The following is an 18,338-nucleotide window of genomic DNA, read 5'->3' on the forward strand; positions in this document are numbered from 1 at the left end:
CCCTACCCATCCACCTTCAGGACGGGCAGCTTCCCGGCCGCTCGACGACGAGCGAGACTCCGTCGACCAGCTGTGTCATCCTTCCCAGGAACAGGCTTCCCTTGGCGACGATCATGGCCCGGTCGAGGCTGCCGCCCCGCATCGCTTCCAGGGCGTGTCCGAGGTAGGGAACCCCGGCCGGAATGTGCCCCTGGGTCGGAGCGAACCCGGGCATACCACGCTCGGCCACGAACCGGTCCATGTCACCTTTCTCGATCTCGCGCCTCAGCACCGCCATGGCCGCCAGCGTGCGGTAGTTCGTCCTGGGAACGTCCCCGCTTCCTCCCGGCACGGTGATCTCCGGGTTGTGCATCTCCACCGCATACTTGTCGATGTCCGTCATGCTGAGACCGGACCTCACGAGCGGCTCCACCACCAACGCCTCGTACACCGCCTTCGGGGAGGAACCGGCCCCGATCGGATGCTTCCCGGCCAGGTCGAGCCGCAGCCCCATACCGTCGCCATCGGCGCCGGCGGGACCGACCAGGAAGGCCATGGAAGCCAGGCAGTCCTCCATCACCGGCACCCCGTTGCGCAGGTGAGCGCCGAACTTCATGCCGAGCTTGGCCTGCGAGCCGCCGCCCAGCACCACCACGTACTCGTGAACACCCGCCGCCACCATCGCGCCGGCCGCGATCAGGGCGTGTACCGGCGCCGAGCAGAAGGCTTTGACGTCCGATCCGGTGGCGTTCACGCAGCCGACCACCTCGCCGACCGCCTTCGACAGGCTGCCCCCGCCCCGCTGGTACCGGTCCCCCACCGCTTCCTCGCCGCAGTTGAGCAGGTAGTCGATCTCATCCGCCGCAAGGCGGGAGTTCCTGAGGAGATCGGATACGGCCAGGACGGCGGTCGCCTTGCAGACCAGGTTCTCCAGCAGCACCGAGGCGGACAGCGATTCGTCCTGATCATGCGCCGTGCGGATGAACCCGGCCCGGCGGCCGTCCTGGTATAGATCGAGGCCGTCACCCGCCCCCGCGATGGTCCCCAACTCGGCCGCATCGACCCCCGTGATCCGATCCCTCCGATGTTCGAAGTCCACCAGATCGGCGCCGGCCTTCTCGGCCAACTCCCCGTCGATGGCCAGCAGATCGAAGTCGTCGCACAGCTTCATCAGCCCGTAGAGGGCAGGCTGGGTGACCATGCGCCCGAAGGTCCCGTTGGGATCTGCCGACCCGATCCGGTTCTCGTACCAGGGGCGAGGGATGGACGCCAGATCATCCGGTGCGAGATTGCCGATGAACACCTGGTTCGGCGGGTAGGCGACCACTTCGTCCCAGGGGCGGAGGGCCTCGGTGATCCGGGGCAGTAGCGACGGATCCCTACCGATCTCACGCACTGGCTTCGATCCGTACCGGACCAGGTCAGGAGCGTGGGCGAGGGCGTAGGAAGCGTGGAGGATGGCGGGTGTCGGGCTCAACGGGATGGTCTCCAGGTTCGCTGCTCGGAGATAGCTCGGAGAAGCAGGGTAACCGTCGCCTGATCGCCACCGGCCGCCGGGTGAGCCGGAACCGGCAGGTACTCTGTTCATTCCTGGACAAGACCCCCAGGCCCGATTCACCCATGGAGAAAACACCGGTTGGCCCGCCGTTCCCCGATTACAGCACTGCGCGGAGACGGCCTTGGCGTACCTCTCCTGGCCATGACCACCAGCATCTTCGTCATGAGCACCGGCCTGGTGGCCATCAAGGCAACCAGCCTTAGCGGACTCCAGTTCTCCCTGTGGCGTCTCTGGGTCGGCGTGGTTGTGCTGGGCCTCGTGGTGATGCGAAGGATTACCGCCAAACCCGAGGCGCGGCCATCGCTCTCCTCCCTGCGCTGGGCGATCTGGCCGGGACTGCTAGTCGCCTTCTCCCAGCCGGCCTTCGTCGTCGCGACCAAGCTCACCTCGGTCACGGACGTCGCGCTGCTGACCTCGGTGATCCCCATGTTGGTGAGCGTGATCGCCGTCCCGATGCTGGGCGAACGTCCCGGCGCCCGTTTCCGGTTGTGGGTCGCGGTGGCGATCGTCGGCACCGGACTGGTGGCCTACGGAGGCTCCACCGGCCTCGGAGGCGACCCGCTCGGTATGGCCCTGGCAGGGGCGGCCGTGATCTGCTGGGCGTTCTACATGGTCATCCTGAAGATCTCCAGGGCCCACCTGGATGCCATCGTGCTGCTCTGGGCCGTCCTCACGATCGCCGCGATCTGCCTGACCGTGTTCATGGCGTTCACTGGTTGGGATCCGGGCTCGGTGACCACCCGGGACTGGCTGCTGATCGCATACGTGGCGGTGATCCCCGGCGGGGTCGGTCTGGCGTTGATGACCTGGTCCTACGGCTGGTTGCCCGCCAACATTCCGCCCCTGATACAGCGCGCCGAACCGGTGCTGTCCAGCGCCCAGGCCCACTGGCTGCTCTCCGAACCTGTGACCGCCCTGCACTTCGTGGGAGGTGGCATCGCCATCGCCGGAGTCGTCGGAGCGGTCCTGGACCGATCCGGACAGCGCCTCATGACCGAAGCGCAGAGCAAGGCCGATCTGTCTGTGTCGGTATGAACCACGACCCTCAAAAGCAACTGATCGGGTGCCCGGGTCTGTAGACGAGACCTTCTGTGTCCCCCACGGACATGTCACACGCAGAAACTAGATTCCCAAGTTACAGGGTTGTAAGCTGACTAGAGCGAAGGGAGTCTCCCGTGGATCTGAAACAGCGCCGGGGCACCGCCACACCCAGCTTCGGATCGGGCCGACGAGAGAATCATGACGCTTCGGCGTTCTACGCGCGGTTTCCGGCACCCGAGTTGTCGGACGATGATCGGATCAAACTCGCTGAGGGCTTCGACGAACCCCAATTGATCCAAGGGGATAGCCGGAACATGGACCGGATCCCGGACAACTCCGTTGCCCTCGTAGTCACTTCACCACCGTACTTCGTGGGGAAGGACTACGAGCGGGCCGTCGCCGGAAGGCAGGTGCCGGAGTCCTACCTGGAGTACCTAGAAATGCTCCGCGAGGTGTTCACGGAATGCGTGCGGACACTGGAACCCGGCGGCCGGATGGCGATCAACGTTGCCAATCTCGGCCGCAAGCCGTACCGGAGCCTGAGCGCCGACGTGATCCGCATCTTGCAGGATGATCTGGGCCTTCTGCTGCGGGGGGAGATCATTTGGCGCAAGGCCAAGGGTTCAAGCGGATCGTGCGCCTGGGGATCATGGCGCAGCCCCGCCAACCCGGTCCTGCGGGACGTGACGGAACGGGTGGTCATAGCCTCCAAAGGGCGCTTCGACCGAGCGCTGGCACGTGCGCAGCGTCGCCAGGATGGATTGCCCCATCGGCCGACCATTGGAAGGGACGAGTTCATGGCGGCAACCATGGATGTCTGGGACTTCCCTGCCGCCCACGCCAGCCGGATCGGGCATCCGGCGCCCTTCCCGGTGGAGCTACCAGCTCGCCTGATCCAGATGTACACGTACGAACAGGACCTAGTTCTAGACCCGTTCATGGGTTCGGGAACCACGCAGATTGCCGCCATAGCGGCCAACCGCCGCACCGTGGGATATGACATTGATCCCGAATACGTGAAGCTGGCCGCATCCCGTCTTGCTGGACTCGGTACCAGCAATATCTCACGAGGGCACCCAGCGAGGCCCGGCGACTGACCGCGCGGATCTCGCCGTAAGCAAGAGCCATACACGGATATGCCTGCCCTGCGCACCGAGTTGACCGAGATAGTGACCGGGCTGGGCATGCTCGGGATCGATTCCTTGGACGAAGCGCTGGACTCTCGTCCTCCGCAAATGCTCAACGTGACCGCCCGAGAATTCGATCGCCTGTCTGGCGCTCGGGCTTCGGGAAAACATCACGCGCTGTTCGGAGCGGCTTGGAATAACGGCCGAGCCTTCGCATCGTCGGTTGATGGCCTCCGAGACAGAAGACCACTTCGGATCGAGTGGAAAGGTAGCCACCGGCTCCCAGCATATGAGCAGATTCCCGCTGACCTCCGTGTTGACTACGTCTACCTTGTAAGCTGCAAATATAGGTCGAACATTCTGCAAAACCCTTCTCCGACCAACCTCTTCGAACGGCGCCTCGCCACGCGAACACGACAGCAGATCGATTGGTACTCGAAGACCGCGCCTGAGGAGTATCAGATGCTCTACGAGGCCTGCCGGGATCATTTGGGAACGGTCGACCTCCCACAATCGGTGGATGATCTCACCCGCCAGAACCGTAAGTGCTTGAAGGAGAGTTTCAGCCGCACGTGGCCACCGAACATTGCAGGACCCTACCGACAACTTTGTACAGCTGTTTCCGAAGTCTCGGCCAGCCACTGGCAGAACGCTCTCGGACAGAGTCAAGCCGCACGTGAGGAAATGTTGTGGCGGTTGCTCCGACTCCAATCGGCACCCTATTTCATCATTGGTATGGCATCGGATCAGCGTCCGGTGCGCTTCCGTGTGGATACGCCGTGGGACTTTCGCCAACGCTATGCCTTCCGATCATTCGAACCGGAGGCTGACGCGAGCGCGCGCCAGCCTAAGGTCAAATGGCGGGCCGAGGTCGTGGATAGACGGTCCGGCGAGCCGATCCAGGTCAGGGGACATGTCGAAGTGCGCTGGAGCCACGGCCGATTCGGCGGGGCACCCGAAGCCAAGGTCTATCTGGACACACCGCACCAAGAGACTCCCGGCTACTCCCCACTGCGCTGCTCCGCGGACAGTCCCTAACCCAGCGGTTCAGTACCCGCCGGACGGATGTCAGGTGATGGAGGGGACGACTTCGTAGCCGGGCTGCTCGGGTTCGGTATCGACTATTTCCTCCGGAAATCCGGGCGCCCTCAGGTCGACGCCGCAGGCGTCCTCCAGGAACCGGACTATGCCGGATGACCAGGCTCTGGACCCGTATTCCTGCTCACCCCGGCGGAAGATGTCCAGCACCAGCGGGGAGAGTTCCAGCGGGGTTCCCTGCTCGTCGGCCAGCTGCTGGAACAGGGACATGTCCTTCACCACCAGGTCCATGGTGAAGTTGATGTTGTAGCTTCCGTTCAGGATCACCTGGGATTCGGTCTCGTGGACGAACGAGTTGCCCGAACTGATCCGGATCGCCTCGTAGGTGGTGTTCAGGTCCATACCCGACCGGCGGGCCACTATCAGCGCCTCGCCCAGGGCCACCAGGTGCACCGAAGCCAGATAGTTGGTCACCACCTTGAGTATCGAGGCCGATCCGAGTCCCCCCACGTGGAGCACCCGGCGGCCCATGGTGGTGAGCACGGGCAGGGCCCGCTCGAAATCCTCCCGCTCAGCGCCCACGAAGATGGAGATGTTGCCGGTGGCTGCCCGGTGGCATCCGCCCGACACCGGCCCGTCCATGGGGCGAGCGCCCCTGTCGAGGACCAGCTCGCCGAGACGCCGCACCTCGGCCTCATCGGTGGTGCTCATCTCGAGCCACATCTTTCCGTCGCCGAGACCCTCCAACACCCCGTCCGGGCCTTCCATCACCGACCGCACCGCGGCCGGAGAGGGCAGGCAGGTGACGACGAGATCGCAGGCTTCCGCCAACTCCCGGTCGGTGTCCGCCCACCCGGCCCCGCCGTCGAGCAGAGGCTGCGCCGCCGCCCGATCCAGGTCGCGGACCACCATCTCGAACCCGTTTCTCAGCAGGCTCTTCGACAGCTTGGAACCCACGTTGCCCAAACCGATGAAACCGACCTTCATGATGCGACCTCCTGCGGATCACGGAGCACTGGCGGCAGCGAGACCTCAAGCGTCCCGAATGGGTAAAAGAACGCGAAAATCGCGGCAAACGGGCTCCGTCCGCCGGGCCCTCCCCCGCCACCACCAGTCCTGGTTCGGAGCGTGGTCAGCCATACCGGCCGGTTGCCGGGAGATCGGCTGGTCGCTCCACGAAGCCTCGTATGTTCCCATCCGCCGGCCGGACCGATCGGTCGGAGCCGCGGCCGGCATTGGTGCTTGGCGATACTCAACATATGGAGGGGGTGTGACAAGTTCTGCCCTCCGTCCGGTCCAAGGCGCCGATCATCCCCTAGATGGCCGTGTATCCGCCGTCCACCACGTGTGCGGCGCCGGTCGTGAACGAGGACTCATCCGAGGCCAGGTAGAGCACGGCCCGGGCTATCTCCTCGGGCCGGCCGAGCCTCTGCATGATGTGCAGGCCCTCCAGCCTGGTGCGGCGCTCCTCGGTCAGCGGGCTCAGCAGGGGCGTGTCGATGGCTCCCGGGCACACGGCGTTGACCCGGATGCCCGCCGCGGCGTGGTCGTAGGCCATGCACCGCACCAGCCCGATCACCCCGTGCTTCGAGGTGTTGTAGGCCACCTGGCCCATCTCCCCCGTCATGCCTGCCACCGAGGCGATGCACACTATGGAGCCGCCCCCGGCTCGCTCCATGTGGGGGACCGCGTGGCGGGATGCGAGGAAGATCGACTTGAGGTTTACGGCCATCACCCGGTCCCAGAACTCCTCGGTCACCTCAGTCACCGTCCCCTTTCCGGCGATGCCGGCGTTGTTGACCAGGATGTCCAGGGCCCCGTAGTGGTCGATAGCCGCGTCGATCATCCGCTTGCAGTCGGAGTCGGAGGTGACGTCGGCCTGGACGAACACGGCCTCCCCGCCGCCGGCCGTGATCTCATCCGCTACGTCTCCGGCAGGGCCGCTTCTCAGGTCCGCCAGCACAAGCCTGGCCCCCTCAACGGCGAAGAGCCGGGCGGTGGCCGCCCCAATCCCCTGGCCTGCGCCGGTCACGACCGCCGTCTTGCCCTCAAGCCTCATACCCGTGCCACGCCCGTTTCCCTCCAATAGACTGCCAACGCGTCTGGTCCATCACGTAGCGTCCTCAATCTCGGCGCTCCGTCTCCGCTGGTCTAGAGGTTTCTCGACCAGGTTGCTGCCTTCGAGTTCAGACTGGACTCGCGCCAGCAAAGCCTCGCGGCTCACTAGGACCAAGCCCGAAGGTGACTCCATGAAGATCACCGATGTGCCCTGATCGAGGCCGTGGCGGGCTCTGACCTCCGCGGGTACCGCCAGGCGACCCCGATCTCCCATCGTTGCGACGTACGTCCCGCTCATCGGAAAACCATACCGTTCGTCACAGCGACGTCAGGGAGCAGGAATCCACCGGTGCGTCTCCCGTTCGAGCCGGTGCGGATCAGGTGGCCAGGAAGTCGACGATGACTTCGACCGACCGATCGATCTCCTCGACGTAGTGGCCATGGCCGCTGTTCTCGAATATCTCCAGGCGCCCGTTCGGGAGGTTGTCGGCCACCCATCGGGCCCCTGCGCCTCCCGGCCCGGCGTCCAGGGGCGTCAGGATGTCATGGCGACCGCACATCACCAGGGCGGGCGCCGTCACCTTGGGAACCACGTCCCGCACGTCGGTGTCGATCATCGCCTGGCACGCGTCGATGAACACGTCCGTATCCGTGTTGCGCTCCAGCACCGCCAGGGTCTCCCGAAGGATGTCGTCGCCCATCTCGTCCAGGAGCCTCCTCCCGAAGGCCTTGGTGAGCAGTTCCCTGGCCAGTTGCTCGGATACGGCGCCGTAGGCGGAGGCGATGTCCTGCCACACGCGGAACATGTGGATGCCCATGGCGTCGCATTTGGCGACCGCGCCCGCTCCCATCAGTAGCTTGTCGGTCTTCTCCGGAAACCGGGCGGCGAAGTCCAGGGCGATGAAGCTCCCCATCGACCCGCCATGGATGTGTGCCTTCTCGATCTCCAGGGCCTCCATCAGGGCGGCCAGGTCGGCACTCCAGGTCTCGAGCGTGTAGCGCTGCTCGGGGCGGCTGCTGAGACCGTAGCCGCGATGGTCGTAGTCCAGCACCCGGTAGTGCTCGGAGACGCCGGGCGTGATGGTGGCGTACCCCTCGTGGCCGCTCACCGCCCCGCCGATCTGCACCACCGTCTCGCCCTCGCCCGAGAACTCGTACCAGAGATCGACTCCGTTGACCCTTACCGTCGCCATCCGACAACCTCCCTCGTAGCCCCGCGCCTGGCTGCCAACTCTACGTCAGCGAGATCGGACCTGCGGGCTCAGGGGCCTAACAGCAGGCCGCCTCGACCGGGTTGGAGAGGCGTCCGATGCCCTCGACCCCCAGGGTGACCTCATCGCCGGCACGCAGGTACTCGGGAGGCTTGCGTGCCATGCCCACCCCGCTGGGCGTTCCGGTCGAGATCACGGCCCCCACCCCGAGGGTCAGATGCTGGGACATGTGGGAAACCAGCTGGGGCACGTTGAAGATCAGGTCGGACGTCTCGCCGTCTTGCTTGATCTCGCCGTTCACCCACAGCTTGACATCGAGGTCGCCGGCTGCGCCGAGCTCGTCGGCTGTGACGATCCAGGGACCCATCGGCTTGAAGGTGTCAAACGACTTGGCCCGGCTCCACTGCCCCTCGCTGAGCTGGATGTCGCGGGCCGACACGTCGTTGACGATGGTGTAGCCGGCGATGTGGTCGACGGCATCCTCCTCCGACACGCAGCAGGCTTCCTTCCCGATCACCACCGCGAGCTCCACCTCCCAGTCCACCTTGTCGGTGAACGGAGGCAACCGGATCGGATCGCCCGGGTTGATGATCGACGAGTTGAAGAACGGGAAGCAGATCGGGGACTCTGGGATGGCGGCGCCCGTCTCGGCGGCGTGGAGCCGGTAGTTGAGGCCTATGCCCAGGAACTGGGGCGGGTTGGGGACCGGCGCCAGCAGCCGGACCTCCGGTAGGGAGTACTCGGGAGAGGCAGCCTCGTAGAGACCGGCCAGCGCCTCCCTGTCGTCCAGCACGTCCATCAGGTCGGTGCCGTCTGTCACGGGACACACCCGCTCGCCACAGACGAACCCCCATCCTTCCGAATCGCCGGCGTTGAATCGAGCTATCCGCATTCACTCCCATCCCGGTAGCGTCGGGCGGCATTGTATATGATCTCACGAGCCGGGAAGGAGGTCTCCCATGGGGATTGAAGCTGTTGACGTAGAAGCGCTGAGCGATCCTCCGGAGCCCTACTCCCACGCCATCCGCGCCGGCAACACCCTATACCTGGCCGGTCAGGTGGCGTTCGACCGGGACGGCGTGATCGTGGGCGACACCGTGGAGGAGCAGGCCCGGCAGGTGTGGCAGAACATCGCGGACATACTGGAGGCGGCCGGCAGTTCCGTCGCCGACGTGGTCAAGGTCACCTACATCATGCAGGACATCCGGGAGATCACCGAGGAGTTCCCGGTCCGCGAGGAAGTGTTCGCCGGGAGGCCGTTCCCGGCGGTGACCGCCATGCAGGCCGCCGCCTTGGGGCTGCCCGGCCTCAAGATGGAGGTGGACGTGATCGCGGTGGTTTCCGATGGCTGACCCCACCCCCGAGGGCGTCGCCGAGACCCTTTCCCGGCACGGCCTGATCGGGCCGGCGTTCGACGCAGCCGCGATCGCCGAGACGCTGGCCGGCTGGGACGAAGCAGGGCGGGAACTGGACCCGTTGCTGTCAGAGCACGAGGTGGACGCTCCCGCCGCCAATCCGGTCTCTTTTCCCCCGAAGTGGTGACGGGAACCATGGGAACCCGCTCTATCGCCTCGATCTCGCAGCAACTCCGGAAGGGCGCCGTCACGTCGGCGGAGGTCACCCGCCACGCGCTCGATGCCATCGATCAGGTCAACGACCGGCTCAACGCGTTCGTGCTCGTCGACCCGGAGGGAGCGATGCGGGCCGCCGAGCAGGCCGACCGGATCCTGAGCTCGGGAAGCGGGGCCGGGCCCCTGACCGGCGTCCCGGTCGGCATCAAGGACATCATCCACATGGAGGGCCTTCCCACCCGGTGCGGATCGCCCGCCTACCCCGACGAGCCCAGCGACGGGGACGCCGCGGTTGTCGCCAGGCTGCGGGAGGCGGGGGCCGTGATGGTGGGCAAGACGACCACCCATGAGCTGGCCTGCGGCGTCTTCAGCCCTCCGGCCGCCAATCCCTGGGATACGGCTCGCATCCCGGGCGGGTCCAGCGGCGGATCCGGTGCGGCCGTGGCCGCCGGAATGGTGCCGATGGCGCTCGGGAGCGACACCGGCGGCTCGATCAGGATCCCGGCGTCGGTCTGCGGGATCGCCGGCCTGAAGCCGACCTTCGGACGGGTGTCACGGGCCGGGGTCGAGACCCTCGCCTGGTCGCTGGACCACATCGGACCGCTGGCCGCCACCGTGGAGGACTGCGCTGCGACGCTCCAGGTTCTGGCGGGCCACGATCCGGCCGATCCCCCGACCGAGCCCTCTCCCCCACCCGACTACTCCGAACACCTGGGCCGTGGGGTGGACGGACTGCGGCTCGGCATCATGGCCACGCCTCCGTTCTCCCCCATGCAGGAGGGCGTGGAGCGGGCCTTCGGTGATGCAGTGGCGCACCTCGAGGGACTCGGGGCGCATGTGGTCCCCCTCGATGTCCCGGAATTGACCTTCACGCTGGCGACCGAGTTCGCCATCGTCGGTCCCGAGGCCGCCGCCTACCACCGCGGACTGCTCAGGAGGGCGCCGGAGCTGATCACTCCGGGGATCCGCGAGCTGTTCACCATCGGCACGATCATGCCTTCTACCCACTACCTCAAGGGCCTCGGCGCCCGCCGGATCATCCGTGACGCCTTGCGGCGGGCGTTCGACGAGAACCATCTGGACGCGGCGATCACCCCCACCCTGCCCGCCACGGCCGCCCTGGCCGACCAGGAGATGTTCGACTACGGCGTGATGGAGGAGGATGTGACCTCCTCCTACGTGCGCACCACCGCGCCTTTCAACCTGAGCGGCCAGCCGGCGCTGACCGTCCCGTGCGGGTTCGATCGGGATGGCCTGCCGATCGGTCTCCAGATCACCGGGAGGCCTTTCGACGAGGCCACGGTCCTACGGATCGGCGCCGCCTTCGAGGCCACCACGAGCTGGTCGGAGCACCGGCCCCCGGTCCGCGTGGACGCGTAGTGACCGCCGACATGCGGGTCCTGGTATTCGACGGGCCCCACCGGTTCCACATCGAGACCCGGCCCCGCCCGGCTCCCGGACCCGGGGAGGTCCGGCTCCGGATGGCATACGTGGGCATCTGCGGGTCCGACCTGCACGGCTACACCGGTGAGTCGGGCCGCCGGCTCCCCGGGATGATCATGGGTCACGAGGCCAGCGGATGGGTCGAGGAGTTGGGCCCGGGGGTGGAGGGGCCGGCGGTAGGCACGCCGGTCACCTTCAACCCGAGCCTGCCCTGCGACGGAGCCTGCGGCCACGGACCGGAGAACCACTGCGCCGCCTTGCGGGTGATCGGGGTCACGCCCGAAATCCAGGGCGCCTTCGCCGACGCCATCGCGGTGCCCGCCGCCCGGGTGGTGGAGCTGGGCACCCTGAGCTTGCTCCGGGGCGCCGGCGTGGAACCCATGGCGGTTGCCCTCCAGGCCGCCCGTCGCGCCGGTGTCGAGCCCGGCCAGGACGTTCTCGTGGTCGGCGGGGGGATGATCGGCCAGTCCATCGCCCAGACCTGCCGCCTGGAGGGCGCCGCATCGGTGAGCGTGTCGGATCCCATGCTTTCCCGCCGGGCCTTGGCCGAGGCAGGTGGCTTCAGGGCGCTCGAACCCGGCCAGGTCGAAGAGGCCGGCCCGTTCGACGTCTCCTTCGACGCGGTCGGGATCACCGCCACGGCCTACGCCTCCATCCAGAACATCCCCAAGGCGGCGGTGGCATGCTTCGTGGGGCTGGGCCTACCCGAGGTGAGCATCCCTCTCTTCGACGTGGTGGTCAGCGAGCGGGTAGTCGTGGGGAGCTTCTGCTACCCGGACGCCGTGTTCGAAGAAGCCCTGGACCACCTCGCCGCCGGCCGGCTCGACCTCGACCTGCTGATCGGGAGCGTGGAGAGTTTCGAGGACACGGCCCGGTCCTTCGAGGACCTGGCCACGGGGGCCCGCACCGATGCCAAGATCATGATGGCCACCGGCCTCGGCGCACCCACCGCCTGACCATCCCCTGCCGAGAAGGAGGCCAATCCCGTGCCGTTCGCATCGCTCCCCACCGGAATCGACATGTACTACGAGGTGGAGGGCGCCGGCGACCCGTTGCTCCTGATAATGGGCACCGCCGCCGACCACTCCACCTGGGCGGGGCAGGTGGCCGCCTACCGGGACGACTACACGGTCATCACCTATGACGCCCGCGGAACCGGCCAGACCACCCGCCCGTCGGATCCCACCACCTACTCGATGCGCCTGCTGGGCGATGACGCCGCCGCACTGCTGGACCACCTCGGCATCGACGAAGCCCACGTATCCGGGCTCTCGCTGGGGAGCGCCACCGCCCAGGAGCTGACCATCAACCATCCGTCAAAGGTGTCCTCGGTCCAGCTCCATTGCACATGGGGCTACTCGGACGAGTGGTTCATCAGGATGATCGACACCAACGAGCTGCCCGTGCTCCACGAGGACTACGCCATGTATATCCGGACGGCGTTGCTGTGGGTGGCCAGCCCCCACTTCATCAACGAACGCCCCGACGACGTGGCCGCCTTCGAGCAGGGGTTCATCTTCGATAACCCCCATCCGCCCAGCCGCGACGGGATGCTGGGGCACTTCCACGCCGACAAGACCCACGACACGCTCGACCGGCTGCACCGGATCGAGGTGCCCACCCTGATCACGTCGGGTGAGGTGGACTGGCAGGTGCCCACCCGTTACGGGCTACAAGTCCAGCGGCGGATCCCCGGATCGACCATGCACGTCTTCACCGGCCCCGCCTCCAGCCACATCGCCTTCTACGAGATGGCCGACGAGTGGAACGACTTCACGCTCGGATGGCTGAAGCGCCTCGGCTGAACCGGCCTGCCCGGCAACGCGGTCCGGGCACGCTTCGGCTATAGCCCCGAGGCCGGAAGGTCGGGTACGGGTCTACTGGCCGTGGGCCTCGGCATAGCTGGCGCCGCCGGTTCCCTCGACCCAGTAGCGGCGGGCCCAGCCCACGCCCTGCCAGCTCGTGACCTCAGACGGCACCACCTTGATCAGCCAGCGGGGCTGGTTGATGGTCCCGGTCAGGTACTCCGGACCGTTGGGTCCCAGGTACCGGTAGGACATCTCCTTGGCGACATCCACCCACTGGCCGCCGACGTTGGGCTCCTCGACGATCTGTGCCAGTCCCTGCATGATCACCTTGGGAATCTCGACGCTCCGGCCCATCTCGTCCGGCTCGCTGTGGGGCGCATCCACCACGATCGAGACCCGTGGATCGGCCTTCATGTACTCGCACCACACCGCACGCTGGCGACCCACGAACCACATTGCTGTGCCGTCCCACTGGTACCAGAGGGGAATGACGTACGGAGCGCCGTCGGGCGTCAGGCAGGCCACCCGAGCCAGGTAGCTACCTTCCAGAAAGGCATCGAACTCCTCGCCTTCCAGTCCCCCTAGTTTTCCCCGAAAATCCTCGGCCATTCCGTGTCGCCTTTCGTTTGCGGACAGTCGGTGGCGTCATTCCCATCGACCATGCCTCCATACTATCCGCGTGCCTCGGACCTTCGCATAGGCGGCTCCCACCCTCGGGCGCGCAGAGTGCCGGCAAGATAGAATGACCGCGAATGCCCTCCGTCTCCCCGCCCGCCGCTGCCGCCAACGGCAGCCACGAAGTGGCCCTCTCGGTCCGGGACCTGGTCAAGACCTTCCTGGTGGGAGGAGGGGTCTTCGGCGGCGAGAAGGGGGAGGTGTCGGCGGTGGCCGGCGTCTCCTTCGAGATCGGCGCCGGACGCACCCTGGGCCTGGTCGGCGAGTCGGGATGCGGCAAGTCCACCACGGCCCGCAGCATCCTGCGCCTCATCGAGCCCACCTCCGGTGAGGTGGTGCTCACCCGCCCGCTCGACGAGGGAGGCAGCGAGCGGATCGACGTCATCGCTGCGGACCGCCGCCAGTTGCGGGAACTGCGCCGCCACATGCAGATCGTCTTCCAGGACCCCTTCGCCTCGCTCAATCCCCGCATGTCGGTGGGGACTGCGATCGGCGAGTTGCTCCATGTCCACACCAACCTCACCAGGAAGGAGCGGGGCGACCGGGTGGGCGAGTTGCTCTCGCTGGTGGGGATGAACCCAAACGTCGCCGACCGGTACCCCCACGAGTTCTCGGGCGGGCAGCGCCAGCGGATCGGCGTGGCCCGGGCCCTGGCGCTCAATCCGGGATTCCTGATCCTGGACGAGCCGGTATCGGCCCTGGACGTGTCCATCCAGGCCCAGGTTCTCAACCTCCTGGAGGAACTCCAGGACCGGCTGGGGCTGACCTACCTGTTCATCGCCCACGATCTAGCGGTGGTGCGCCACATCTGCGACGAAACCGCGGTCATGTACCTGGGCAAGATCGTGGAGCAGGCCAGTACCGACCGCCTGTTCACCGAGCCCATGCATCCCTACACCCAGGCGCTGCTTTCAGCGGTGCCCACACCCAACCCGAAGCTCCAGCGGCAGCGTTCCAGGATCCTGCTGGAGGGTGATGTGCCCAGCCCGCTCAACCCGCCGTCCGGGTGCCGGTTCCACACCCGATGCCCGATCGGGAGGGACAAGGACATCTGCCGGGCGGAGGAGCCGCCTCTGAAGGAGGAGGCGCCCGGCCACCTGGTGGCCTGCCATTTCGCCGAAGCAAAGGCCATCATCTGAGCGGTCAGGACGCGGCAGGGATTCGGAGCGCCGATCTCCGGCGGCTCGCCCGTGACCGGACCCATTTCGAGTTCGACGCTTCGCTGGCGCCCGCCATCACCGTGGCGCTCGGCGAATCGATCCGGGTCGAGACCGAGGACGCCCACAGCGGGACCATCACCGGGCCCGAGGTGGTCTACGAGACGCTCGACGAGGTGATGGACCGCATCGGCGGCGCCAACCCGGTGACCGGGCCGATCGCCATCGAAGGAGTGCGGGCGGGGGACTGTGTCGAGGTACATATCGAACACATCGCGGGCGCGCCCGTCACCGGCTTCGGATACATGAACACCACCCCAACCCTCCACCCCTCCCTGGCCGCGGAGACCGTTGTCTGCCACCGCAGGGGCGACCGGGTTGAGATCCCGACCGCTCGGGGACCGGTGACTGTTCCATACCGTCCCTTCGTGGGCACGCTGGGAGTGGCACCTGCCGGCGACCCCGTGCTGTCGTTCCGCCAGGGCGCGGATTTCCTGGGCAATGTCGATCTGCCCGAGGTGGCGGCGGGCGCCACCGTGGTCATGAAGGCCGCGGTGGATGGAGGCATGGTGTCGCTGGGAGACGCCCATCTCGCCCAGGGAGACGCGGAGATCCATCGCTCGGCCATCGAATGCCAGGCCGACGTGACGCTGAGCCTCGGGCGGAGCGATCCGGCCGAGGCGGGCTTCTGCGGCCTGCCCCAGGTGAATACGGCCACCGAATGGGGCAGCGTGGCCCCGGGGCCCGGCCACCTGGAGGACCTGGTCAGGGCGGCCTACGACGATCTGGCCCGCCGGATGCGCCACACGGGCCTCTATTCCCTGGCCGAGGCCTACCGGGTGCTGGGCGCGGCGGGTACCGTTCGGGTGGGCCAGGTGGTACCGCCGGTCTACTCTGCCCTCGCAAAGATCGAACGCCGCTACGTAGAGGAGGATGCGCCATGGCGAAGCCGTCCCTAGTCGTGGAGTCGATGGCCCGGTCAGGCATCCGGGAGATCATGGAGCTGGCCTGGACGGTCGAGGATGTGATCCACCTGGAGGTCGGCGAGCCCAACTTCTCCACCCCCGACCACGTGGTGGAGGCCGCCCACCGGGCCGCCCTGGACGGCTTCACCCGGTACACGCCCAACGCCGGCATCCCGGAGTTGAGGGAGGTGCTGGCCGACAAGGTGGGGGAACGCAACGGCATCGAAGCCACGGCCGACCAGGTCGTGGTGACGCCCGGGGCTGTCGTCGGCCTGTACAGCACCCTGGCGGCGGTGACCGACCCCGGCGCCGAGGTGCTGCTGAGCGACCCCAGCTGGCCCAACTACCACCTGATGATGGACCTGCATGGGATCACTCCCCGGCTGTTCCCGCTGTCGGCGGAGGACGGCTTCATCCCCAACGCCGCCCGGATCGAGCCCCACATCAACGACCGCACCAGGGTGCTGCTGCTGAACTCCCCCGGCAACCCGTCCGGCGCCACCACCACCCGCGAGGCCCTGGTGGAATTGATGGAGCTCGCCCGGACCTACGACCTGTGGGTGCTGTCGGACGAGGTGTACGACGAGATCTGGTTCGACGACCCGCACGTGTCCGCCGGCCCGCTCGACCCGGACGGCCGGGTGGTGACCTTCTTCAGCTTCTCCAAGACCTACGCCATGACCGGTTGGCGAGTCGGCTACCTGGTCACCCCGCCGTCCCTGACCGAGAACGTGGTTAAGACCCAGGAGCCGATCTCGTCCTGCGTGAACGCCCCCGCCCAGAAGGCGGCCGTAGCCGCCATCACCGGTCCCCAGGAAATGGTCACCGAGATGCGGAACGCCTACCGGCGGCGGCGCGACCGGGTCGTTGAACTGCTCGAGCAGGAAGAGATTCCCCACGTCCGGCCCACCGGCGCCTTCTACCTGATGGCAGATGTCAGCGGGAGCGGCATGAGCGGGCTCGAATTCGCCCGCCGCCTGGTCCTGGAACGAGGCGTGGCGGTCGTCCCCGGCAACACCTTCGGCCCCCGAAGCTCCGCCTACGTCCGCGTGTCCCTGGCCACCGCCACCGAACCCCTTCTGGAAGGCGTAGCCCGCCTGGCCGCCGCCGTCAAGGAATGGGGCACCTGATACCGATCCGCGACCGGCGGACCGGTTGAGGCTATCGTCAATCGCGACATCGCTGGGGGAAGGGATTTCGGTCATGTTCGATTGGCTTGGTATCGGCCATCTCGTAGAGCTCTCCGGGACCGACGCGATCTGGGGGTACCTGACCCCGCTGGTGGTATTCGCCGGGTTCTTCGTGCTACAACTCGTGGTGCCTGGACGCCGGGTCCCCGGCTACGTCATCGATCCCGAGACCGGAGAACCTCGGAGCTACCGGCTCAACGGCCTCATGGTCTTCGTAATCGTGGTGATCCTGTGGTATTTCGAGCTCACCGGGATGCCCCGCGAGTGGTTCTACCAGTCGACCCTCTATGCCGTGGCCGGCGGGACGGTCGTCACCTTGATTCTGGCGATCATCGCGGTGTACAGCCAGCCACCTGGTGAGATAAAGAATCCGTTACTGGCCTTGTGGGTCGGACGGGCCCGAGAGCTGTCCTTCTTCAACCAGCGCATCGACATCAAGATGTACTTCTATGTGGTGGGCGGGACGATGTTGGTGCTCAACGGCTGGTCCGCAGTGGCTTACCACTACGACCGCTTCGGCGAGAACTCCAACCCCGGTGTTGTCCTGTATACCGCGTTATTCACATGGTATATCGTGGATTACTTCGTATTCGAGCGTGTCCAGCTGTATACCTACGACCTGATCCATGAGAGGATGGGGTTCAAGATGTTCTGGGGCGGGCTCTTGATCTATGGGTGGATGTTCACCCTGCCGTTGTGGGGTATGGCCGTTCACCCGGACCCCGGATTCTCTGGACCGGGCAGGTATATCTGGCTCATCGGAGCGTCGGTGTGCTTCCTCTTCGGGTGGGGCATGGCCCGCGGCGCCGCCATGCAGAAGTACACGTTCAAGCGCTGGCCCGACCGCAAGTTCCTCGGCCTCATCGAGCCGGAGTACATCGAGGCCGGTGACCGCAAACTTCTGGTCAGCGGATTCTGGGGCGCTGCCCGCCACATGAACTACGGGGGTGAGGGGTTCATCTCGCTGGGGATGGCCCTGGCGTTCGGCCACTTCACCAACCTGTGGGCCTGGACCTACTTCATCTTCGTCATCATCATGTTCACCACCCGTGAACGCTACGACAATAAGTTCTGCGAGGAGAAGTACGGCCCGGAGGTGTGGGCCGAGTACACGGCAAGGGTGAAGTACCGGATCTACCCCTGGGTCTATTGATACGAATCCCGCCGAACTAGCCGCATCCAGGCACGGCGTTATCCGATCCAGAGCCGAGCGGTCTCGGGGAAGAGGTCATAGACGATGATCATCGCGGAGAGGACCAGCCACGTGATGCTGATCATCCAGAAGAGGACGGGGCTCTCGGACCGGTCGATGGTCTGCACCATGAAGGCCTGTCCCGTCGTGATGCCGCCCCAAGCCCAGTAGAGGAAGAACACTCCCCAGACCCACTGCCAGTCGGCCCATGTGGCGACGAGCAGCGCCGCCAGCGCCAGCACTGTCAGCAGCTTCGATCGGGTCACCAGATCCAGGTAGTAACGCATCTCCGGCCTCGCACCTCCTGCCGCCTGCGCGGCGGCGT

20 protein-coding genes are annotated in these 18,338 nt (G+C 66.5%); 12 read left to right on the forward strand and 8 right to left on the reverse strand.

The genetic code is table 11. The features are described from left to right. Nucleotides 1-16: 16 nt before the first annotated feature. Nucleotides 17-1,456, reverse strand: coding sequence for a glycine/sarcosine/betaine reductase complex component C subunit beta (gene grdC / locus ACOQPD_RS04900; protein ID WP_420613788.1), 1,440 nt, complete (start codon nt 1,454-1,456; stop codon nt 17-19). A 159-nt stretch (nt 1,457-1,615) separates the two neighbouring features. Here grdC and ACOQPD_RS04905 point away from each other — a divergent pair, with 159 nt between their 5' ends. The 3 genes from ACOQPD_RS04905 to ACOQPD_RS04915 all read left to right on the forward strand — a co-directional run bounded on the left by ACOQPD_RS04905 (nt 1,616) and on the right by ACOQPD_RS04915 (nt 4,743). Next, nucleotides 1,616-2,572, forward strand: a complete 957-nt coding sequence (locus tag ACOQPD_RS04905) for a DMT family transporter (protein ID WP_420613789.1) — start codon at nt 1,616-1,618, stop codon at nt 2,570-2,572. A gap of 140 nt (nt 2,573-2,712) precedes the next feature. Continuing rightward, nucleotides 2,713-3,675: a DNA-methyltransferase gene (locus tag ACOQPD_RS04910; protein ID WP_420613790.1), complete on the forward strand. Its 963-nt coding sequence runs from the start codon at nt 2,713-2,715 to the stop codon at nt 3,673-3,675. Nucleotides 3,676-3,735: 60 nt separating this feature from the next. Next, a complete protein-coding gene (locus ACOQPD_RS04915; protein WP_420613791.1) occupies nt 3,736-4,743 on the forward strand; it encodes a hypothetical protein in 1,008 nt (335 codons plus the stop codon). Between the two features lie 30 nt (nt 4,744-4,773). On the opposite strand, the gene ACOQPD_RS04920 is transcribed toward ACOQPD_RS04915, so the two are convergent. The 5 genes from ACOQPD_RS04920 to ACOQPD_RS04940 all read right to left on the reverse strand — a co-directional run bounded on the left by ACOQPD_RS04920 (nt 4,774) and on the right by ACOQPD_RS04940 (nt 8,904). Further along, nucleotides 4,774-5,730 carry an NAD(P)-dependent oxidoreductase gene (locus tag ACOQPD_RS04920; protein ID WP_420613792.1) on the reverse strand — a complete coding sequence of 319 codons (957 nt, stop codon included), beginning with the start codon at nt 5,728-5,730 and terminating at the stop codon, nt 4,774-4,776. A 328-nt stretch (nt 5,731-6,058) separates the two neighbouring features. Beyond that, nucleotides 6,059-6,802, reverse strand: coding sequence for an SDR family NAD(P)-dependent oxidoreductase (locus tag ACOQPD_RS04925; RefSeq protein ID WP_420613793.1), 744 nt, complete (start codon nt 6,800-6,802; stop codon nt 6,059-6,061). Between the two features lie 51 nt (nt 6,803-6,853). After that, on the reverse strand, nt 6,854-7,099 hold the full coding sequence (locus ACOQPD_RS04930; RefSeq protein WP_420613794.1) for an AbrB/MazE/SpoVT family DNA-binding domain-containing protein: 246 nt from the start codon (nt 7,097-7,099) through the stop codon (nt 6,854-6,856). A gap of 79 nt (nt 7,100-7,178) precedes the next feature. Then, on the reverse strand, nt 7,179-7,994 hold the full coding sequence (locus tag ACOQPD_RS04935) for an alpha/beta fold hydrolase (protein ID WP_420613795.1): 816 nt from the start codon (nt 7,992-7,994) through the stop codon (nt 7,179-7,181). 76 nt (nt 7,995-8,070) lie between these two features. Then, nucleotides 8,071-8,904, reverse strand: coding sequence for a fumarylacetoacetate hydrolase family protein (locus tag ACOQPD_RS04940; protein ID WP_420613796.1), 834 nt, complete (start codon nt 8,902-8,904; stop codon nt 8,071-8,073). A gap of 67 nt (nt 8,905-8,971) precedes the next feature. Between ACOQPD_RS04940 and ACOQPD_RS04945 the strand changes: the two genes are divergently transcribed. Genes ACOQPD_RS04945 through ACOQPD_RS04965 form a run of 5 tightly spaced genes read left to right on the forward strand, consistent with a single transcriptional unit; the run spans nt 8,972 to nt 12,831 of the window. Continuing rightward, the gene (locus tag ACOQPD_RS04945) at nt 8,972-9,364 is read left to right on the forward strand and encodes a RidA family protein (protein WP_420613797.1); all 393 of its coding nucleotides are present in this window, start codon (nt 8,972-8,974) and stop codon (nt 9,362-9,364) included. Next, the gene (locus ACOQPD_RS04950) at nt 9,357-9,554 is read left to right on the forward strand and encodes a hypothetical protein (RefSeq protein WP_420613798.1); all 198 of its coding nucleotides are present in this window, start codon (nt 9,357-9,359) and stop codon (nt 9,552-9,554) included. The genes ACOQPD_RS04945 and ACOQPD_RS04950 overlap by 8 nt, the downstream gene beginning before the upstream one ends. Nucleotides 9,555-9,562: 8 nt before the next feature. Further along, nucleotides 9,563-10,963, forward strand: a complete 1,401-nt coding sequence (locus ACOQPD_RS04955; protein ID WP_420613799.1) for an amidase — start codon at nt 9,563-9,565, stop codon at nt 10,961-10,963. After that, complete coding sequence (locus ACOQPD_RS04960) at nt 10,963-11,982, forward strand: zinc-dependent alcohol dehydrogenase (protein WP_420613800.1); 1,020 nt, start codon at nt 10,963-10,965, stop codon at nt 11,980-11,982. Before ACOQPD_RS04955 ends, ACOQPD_RS04960 begins: the two co-directional genes overlap by 1 nt. A 30-nt stretch (nt 11,983-12,012) precedes the next feature. Beyond that, nucleotides 12,013-12,831 carry an alpha/beta fold hydrolase gene (locus tag ACOQPD_RS04965; RefSeq protein WP_420613801.1) on the forward strand — a complete coding sequence of 273 codons (819 nt, stop codon included), beginning with the start codon at nt 12,013-12,015 and terminating at the stop codon, nt 12,829-12,831. Between the two features lie 72 nt (nt 12,832-12,903). On the opposite strand, the gene ACOQPD_RS04970 is transcribed toward ACOQPD_RS04965, so the two are convergent. Next, complete coding sequence (locus ACOQPD_RS04970) at nt 12,904-13,443, reverse strand: pyridoxamine 5'-phosphate oxidase family protein (protein WP_420613802.1); 540 nt, start codon at nt 13,441-13,443, stop codon at nt 12,904-12,906. A 143-nt stretch (nt 13,444-13,586) separates the two neighbouring features. Between ACOQPD_RS04970 and ACOQPD_RS04975 the strand changes: the two genes are divergently transcribed. The 4 genes from ACOQPD_RS04975 to ACOQPD_RS04990 all read left to right on the forward strand — a co-directional run bounded on the left by ACOQPD_RS04975 (nt 13,587) and on the right by ACOQPD_RS04990 (nt 17,974). Beyond that, the gene (locus ACOQPD_RS04975; protein ID WP_420613803.1) at nt 13,587-14,648 is read left to right on the forward strand and encodes an ABC transporter ATP-binding protein; all 1,062 of its coding nucleotides are present in this window, start codon (nt 13,587-13,589) and stop codon (nt 14,646-14,648) included. After that, nucleotides 14,534-15,625 (forward strand): acetamidase/formamidase family protein, encoded by a 1,092-nt coding sequence (locus ACOQPD_RS04980; protein ID WP_420613804.1) that lies wholly within the window; start codon nt 14,534-14,536, stop codon nt 15,623-15,625. The genes ACOQPD_RS04975 and ACOQPD_RS04980 overlap by 115 nt, the downstream gene beginning before the upstream one ends. Then, complete coding sequence (locus ACOQPD_RS04985; protein WP_420613805.1) at nt 15,607-16,761, forward strand: pyridoxal phosphate-dependent aminotransferase; 1,155 nt, start codon at nt 15,607-15,609, stop codon at nt 16,759-16,761. The genes ACOQPD_RS04980 and ACOQPD_RS04985 overlap by 19 nt, the downstream gene beginning before the upstream one ends. A gap of 73 nt (nt 16,762-16,834) precedes the next feature. Then, nucleotides 16,835-17,974 carry an ergosterol biosynthesis protein gene (locus tag ACOQPD_RS04990; RefSeq protein ID WP_420613806.1) on the forward strand — a complete coding sequence of 380 codons (1,140 nt, stop codon included), beginning with the start codon at nt 16,835-16,837 and terminating at the stop codon, nt 17,972-17,974. Between the two features lie 38 nt (nt 17,975-18,012). Here the strand turns inward: ACOQPD_RS04990 and ACOQPD_RS04995 are convergent, their stop codons facing one another. Next, a complete protein-coding gene (locus ACOQPD_RS04995; protein WP_420613807.1) occupies nt 18,013-18,300 on the reverse strand; it encodes a hypothetical protein in 288 nt (95 codons plus the stop codon). Nucleotides 18,301-18,338 lie beyond the last annotated feature (38 nt).

Source organism: Candidatus Spongiisocius sp. (assembly GCF_965221825.1).
GTDB lineage: Bacteria > Actinomycetota > Acidimicrobiia > Spongiisociales > Spongiisociaceae > Spongiisocius.

Excerpts from the sequence above, each read along its gene's own strand:
- ACOQPD_RS04920 (WP_420613792.1), bottom strand. The coding sequence starts at position 5,730 with ATGAAGGTCGGTTTCATCGGTTTGGGCAACGTGGGTTCCAAGCTGTCG.
- ACOQPD_RS04925 (WP_420613793.1), bottom strand. The coding sequence starts at position 6,802 with ATGAGGCTTGAGGGCAAGACGGCGGTCGTGACCGGCGCAGGCCAGGGG.
- ACOQPD_RS04930 (WP_420613794.1), bottom strand. The coding sequence starts at position 7,099 with ATGAGCGGGACGTACGTCGCAACGATGGGAGATCGGGGTCGCCTGGCG.
- ACOQPD_RS04935 (WP_420613795.1), bottom strand. The coding sequence starts at position 7,994 with ATGGCGACGGTAAGGGTCAACGGAGTCGATCTCTGGTACGAGTTCTCG.
- ACOQPD_RS04940 (WP_420613796.1), bottom strand. The coding sequence starts at position 8,904 with ATGCGGATAGCTCGATTCAACGCCGGCGATTCGGAAGGATGGGGGTTC.
- ACOQPD_RS04945 (WP_420613797.1), top strand. The coding sequence starts at position 8,972 with ATGGGGATTGAAGCTGTTGACGTAGAAGCGCTGAGCGATCCTCCGGAG.
- ACOQPD_RS04950 (WP_420613798.1), top strand. The coding sequence starts at position 9,357 with ATGGCTGACCCCACCCCCGAGGGCGTCGCCGAGACCCTTTCCCGGCAC.
- ACOQPD_RS04955 (WP_420613799.1), top strand. The coding sequence starts at position 9,563 with ATGGGAACCCGCTCTATCGCCTCGATCTCGCAGCAACTCCGGAAGGGC.
- ACOQPD_RS04970 (WP_420613802.1), bottom strand. The coding sequence starts at position 13,443 with ATGGCCGAGGATTTTCGGGGAAAACTAGGGGGACTGGAAGGCGAGGAG.
- ACOQPD_RS04975 (WP_420613803.1), top strand. The coding sequence starts at position 13,587 with ATGCCCTCCGTCTCCCCGCCCGCCGCTGCCGCCAACGGCAGCCACGAA.
- ACOQPD_RS04980 (WP_420613804.1), top strand. The coding sequence starts at position 14,534 with ATGCCCGATCGGGAGGGACAAGGACATCTGCCGGGCGGAGGAGCCGCC.
- ACOQPD_RS04985 (WP_420613805.1), top strand. The coding sequence starts at position 15,607 with ATGGCGAAGCCGTCCCTAGTCGTGGAGTCGATGGCCCGGTCAGGCATC.
- ACOQPD_RS04990 (WP_420613806.1), top strand. The coding sequence starts at position 16,835 with ATGTTCGATTGGCTTGGTATCGGCCATCTCGTAGAGCTCTCCGGGACC.
- ACOQPD_RS04995 (WP_420613807.1), bottom strand. The coding sequence starts at position 18,300 with ATGCGTTACTACCTGGATCTGGTGACCCGATCGAAGCTGCTGACAGTG.